Source organism: Schwartzia sp. (in: firmicutes) (assembly GCF_978017985.1).
The window spans coordinates 1-3937 of the sequence record NZ_CDXDFU010000146.1 but is presented as its reverse complement, the minus strand read 5'-3'; the positions used below and the strand labels follow the sequence as shown (position 1 = coordinate 3937).

The 3937-nt window shown below is 52.5% G+C and carries 4 protein-coding genes; 1 reads left to right on the top strand and 3 read right to left on the bottom strand.

All coding sequences use genetic code 11. The features are described 5' to 3' along the window. Positions 1–34: 34 nt before the first annotated feature. Positions 35–472 carry an SEL1-like repeat protein gene (locus ACY69O_RS06790; protein ID WP_462332711.1) on the bottom strand — a complete coding sequence of 146 codons (438 nt, stop codon included), beginning with the start codon at positions 470–472 and terminating at the stop codon, positions 35–37. 17 nt (positions 473–489) lie between these two features. Next, on the bottom strand, positions 490–1401 hold the full coding sequence (locus ACY69O_RS06785; protein WP_462332710.1) for a Ppx/GppA phosphatase family protein: 912 nt from the start codon (positions 1399–1401) through the stop codon (positions 490–492). A 182-nt stretch (positions 1402–1583) separates the two neighbouring features. On the opposite strand from ACY69O_RS06785, the gene ACY69O_RS06780 reads away from it, so the two are divergent. Beyond that, positions 1584–2189 carry a hypothetical protein gene (locus tag ACY69O_RS06780; RefSeq protein WP_462332709.1) on the top strand — a complete coding sequence of 202 codons (606 nt, stop codon included), beginning with the start codon at positions 1584–1586 and terminating at the stop codon, positions 2187–2189. Between the two features lie 351 nt (positions 2190–2540). Here ACY69O_RS06780 and ACY69O_RS06775 read toward each other — a convergent pair. Next, positions 2541–3937: DNA gyrase C-terminal beta-propeller domain-containing protein (locus ACY69O_RS06775; RefSeq protein ID WP_462332708.1), on the bottom strand; the 1397-nt coding region annotated here is incomplete at its 5' end.

Below are 3937 nucleotides of genomic sequence, written 5' to 3'. Positions count from 1 at the left end.
CAACGGCGGTATTGAACCACGAAAGAGCCGTTTCTTAATCCGTCTGCGGACCGCCGAGATATGCCTCGGAATAAATGCGCCCAAGCATGAGAGCGCCTTCACCGAAGCCGTCCTCCACGGCCTTTTTATAAAACTCCGCAGCCTTTAATGGCTCGTGCTTTTCATAGAGGAAAAGACGTCCAAGGTCCATCCATGCAGCCGCCTGGGGCTCAATGTCCGTCTGCGTTGCCGCAACAAGACGCTCCGCGGCCTCATCATAAAAGCCCTCCTGCATGGCTATCATGCCGAGAGCGTAGAGCGCGCCGCCGTGTTCCTTCTGCGCAGCGGCGAGAAAATATTCCCGCGCCTTGTCATAGTCGGGCTCTATTTCTTGTCCGATAAAGTATTTCAGTCCGAGCCTGTAAAGCTCAGACGGGTCTTGTTCAGGAACGTCCGGCTGCACGGCATTTTTTATCCAATCACCAATTCCCATATATTAAATCCTCCTGATTATTTCAGCTTTGGTATTATTTCACTGTATAAAAAGCCTTCGCGCACTCCTGAGTCGCTGTAGACAGCCCGCTTTACCCCGAAATGCTCAAAAAGGGCCTCGGCAATTACAAGCCCCGGAAGGAGCGTGTGAATACGGTCGGGGTCAGCGCGCAGAAGCAGCAGAAGCTCCGCCTCCGGAATCTTTTCGCCTACGGAGAAACGTGAAAGTATCCCGGATAGCTTTTCCGTGTCCATGGAGCAGGTCGGCTCCGGGCAGGGATAGCAGGCATTGTAAACTGCGCGCGCTCCCTTAAAGGTGCCGCCGATAGCGCATATTACAGGGACAGTTATGCCCTTCCAGTCCTCAAGGGAAAGCTCCTTCCGCGCAATGCGGCGCATGCTTTCAACCTCCGCGGGTGTGGGGAGAGTCGCCTCCACATTTCCTGTTCGGAGAGCCAGGGAGCCGATAGGGAGGCTCACCTGCCGTTTGATTTCATGATTTTCGTATAAAACAAGCTCCGTGCTGCCGCCGCCTATGTCGATGAGAAGTCCGTCAGGCTCCTCCACGTCGTGCGTTGCGCCAACGAAGTCAAAAAGAGCTTCCTCGTCGCCGCTCAGCACGCGTATGGAAACACCTGACTCCCTTTCAATGCGGGAAACAGCCTCCGCGCTGTTTTTCGCGTTTCTCAGGGCGGCGGTGGTGAATGCCGCTATGTTTTTTATGGAAAGGCGTTCAAGGGAAAGGCGGAAATCCGTGAGAACCTCAACGGCCTTTTCGATTCCTTCGTCCTGCATTACGCCGTCCTTCACGTATGAAGCCAGTCCGACTATCTGCTTGCGCTTAAGAAGAAGCTCAGGCGCGCCGCTGCTTATCTCGTATAGAGCCATGCGCACGGTGTTTGAACCTATGTCGATTACAGCCTGTATCATCAAGAAGACTCCTTTTCTTTTTTGTGTACCGCAGTTATTTTTAATGCGGCGGGGGCCTGCCTAAAGATACACGCAGGTTATGTAATTATCCTACCATATTTTGCCGATTTTGTTGCGAAAAATCATGAAAAGAAATATAGTTGAAGCAGATATTGAAATGAGCTTTCAGAGGGAGATGCTTTATGATAAAAAAAGAGCTGCCGTATTTTGCCGTTGGAGAGAACGGTTACGGCGGAGCGCAGGGCTGGTTTACGGACCGCTGGATGAAAATAGGAGGCTGCGCGGCGGTGACCGCCTGCGACTCAAGCATTTATTTTGACATATACAGGGGCACGCGCCTTTATCCGAAGGACGTGAAGAACATCACCCGTGAGGATTATCTGGAGTTCGGTATGGAAATGAAGCCCTATCTGAAGCCGCGGTTCACGGGCATAGACACGCTGGATATTTACATGGACGGGGTCAATGAATTTTTGGCTCAGAGGGGAGAAAGCAGTATCTCCATGGCGCCCTTTGACGGAGAGGCGGCCTACGAAGACGCGAGAGAAGCCGTAAAAAGGCAGATAGACGGGGGCTTTCCCATACCGACGCTCACCCTGCGCCACAGCGCCCCGGCCATGGCGGACTATGTGTGGCACTGGTATCTCATAACAGGCTATTGGTTTGAGCAGGGCATGGAGCTTGTAAAGGTCGTCACCTACGGTACATGGCGCTGGCTGGCATTTGATATGCTTTGGAATACGGGCTACAGCAGAAAAGGCGGATTGGTGCTGTTCGGGGAAAATTAATAAGAAAAATTCTTGATAATAGAATGTATGTTTCGTATAATGTATTAGGTGCTGTTTGGCGGTTCTTGCCCTCTTTAAGGGGGTGATGCCCATGAATGAAGCGATAGTAATTCTTTTACTTGTTTTGCTTATCGTCATGGAAACAAAAAATAACCGCTCCTAACCTGGACAGTTAAGCGGTTATCTTTCGTAAAGTATTACTTTCGATAGAAACGTGAGGGCTGACCGTTAGGCAGCACCATTTCTGATTTCATTATAACATTTTTTGTCTTTTTAGCAAGCGTATCACCGACAAAAAAGGGTTATCGCAAAAGCATTGTGCTTTGCGCGATAACCCTTTAATTTTACTTCTTATTCGGATTTCTGGTCCATTACAGCGAGGGAAGCAACCCTGTCGCCGTTTTCTGTTTTAATGAGCGTAACACCCTGGGTGTTGCGGCTGATTACGGAGATTTCATCGATATTCGTACGGATTACGATGCCCTCCTGTGTTATCAGCATGAGCTCCTGGTTCGGTCTGACGACCTTGAGGCCTACAACGGCACCGGTCTTTTCCGTGACCTTCATGTTGATGACACCCTTGCCGCCGCGCTGCTGCACGCGGTACTCGGTGGCTGCCGTGCGTTTGCCGTAGCCCTCCTCGGTGACTGTCAGGACTTCGCTGTCCTCTTTGACAGTATCCATGCCTACGACCTCGTCCATATCCTTCAGGCGGATACCGTGTACGCCGCGTGCCTGACGGCCCATTGGGCGTACGTCGTCCTCCTCGAACATGATTGCGAGACCGTCGCGGGTTCCGAGGATAATGCGGCGCTCGCCGTCGGTGAAGCGTACACCGATAAGCTCGTCGTCCTCATCCAGCGTGAGAGCGATAAGACCGCCCTTGCGCGCCGTGTCGTATTCCTTAAGACCCGTCTTCTTGACGATACCCTTCTTGGTAGCCATAAAGAGGAAACGGTCCTCTCTGTACTCGCGGATAGGAATGACGGCCGTGATAGTTTCTCCGCTTGCAAGGGGCAGGAGATTTACTATAGCCGTGCCCTTGGCCTGACGCGCTGCCTCCGGAATATCGTAGCCCTTCAGACGGTACACAAGACCGCGGTTGGTGAAGAACAGGATAGTATGGTGCGTCGTCGTGATGAGCAGGTGCTCGACGAAATCCGTCTCCTTCGTGCCCATGCCCGTTACGCCGCGTCCGCCGCGTTTCTGGTTGCGGTAGGTGGTGAGCGGTATGCGTTTTACATAGCCGCCGTGGGTGACGGTGAGGACAACATCTTCTTCAGCAATGAGGTCCTCGATATCCATATCCGCGCCGGAAAGCGTGATGCGCGTGCGGCGGTCGTCGCCGTACTGCTCCTTGACCTTCGTGAGCTCGTCCTTGATGATGCCGAAGATTTTTTTCTCATCTGCGAGAACACCCTGCAAGTAATCGATAGTCTTCAAGATTTCCTGATATTCTTCCTCAATCTTCTCACGCTCGAGTCCTGTGAGGCGCTGGAGACGGAGGTCGAGGATAGCCTGAGCCTGCTTCTCTGTGAGACCGAAGCCGTCCATGAGAGCCTGACGTGCAATATCTGCCGTGCGGCTTTCACGGATTGTTGTAATAACAGCGTCGAGATGGTCGAGCGCGATAGTCAGGCCCTGTAAAATATGAGCGCGGGCCTGTGCCTTGTTCAGCTCGTATTTCGTTCTGCGTGTGATGACGTCCTTCTGATGCTCGACGTAGTAGTGGAGCACCTGCTTGAGGT